The sequence below is a fragment of the Clostridium sp. MCC344 genome, assembly GCF_018785365.1.
In the GTDB taxonomy this organism is placed as follows: domain Bacteria; phylum Bacillota; class Clostridia; order Lachnospirales; family Lachnospiraceae; genus Pilosibacter.
Window position 1 is genome coordinate 1 of record NZ_WQPQ01000099.1, and the last position, 395, is coordinate 395.

At 61.3% G+C, this 395-nt stretch carries 1 pseudogene; it reads left to right on the top strand.

Features of this window, described 5'->3' with window-relative positions:
* A pseudogene (locus tag GPK90_RS17915) lies at positions 1-234 on the top strand (SpoVG family protein); the annotation flags it as partial.
* Positions 235-395: the final 161 nt, after the last annotated feature.

The following is a 395-nucleotide window of genomic DNA, read 5'->3' on the forward strand; positions in this document are numbered from 1 at the left end:
GACGGCAAAGGCGGCTATCGGGATATGGCCTACCCTGTCACAAAGGAGTTCCGGGAACAGCTCAATACTGCTGTTCTGCAAGCCTATGAGGCAAAGCTGGAACAGATGGCGGAGCGCGGCTCTGTGGGGCGTGCGTCCATCAGCGACCAGCTCAAAGCCGGAAAAGCGGCTGCCGAACAGGCAAAGGCAGAGCGGCCTCCGAAGGAAAAGCCCAGCCGCAGTGCAGAGCGTTGACCTCGGGCCATGCTGGCACGAAGCAGAAAGGAGGCGGGAACCATGCCACGCAAACGGACGGGCTATGACGCGGCCTGCTATTACGACGGAAAACTGCTGGGCCGCTGTACCAAAGCGGACAGCGACGCCTATACCCTGTTGATGAACGCCTGCGGCGGGGA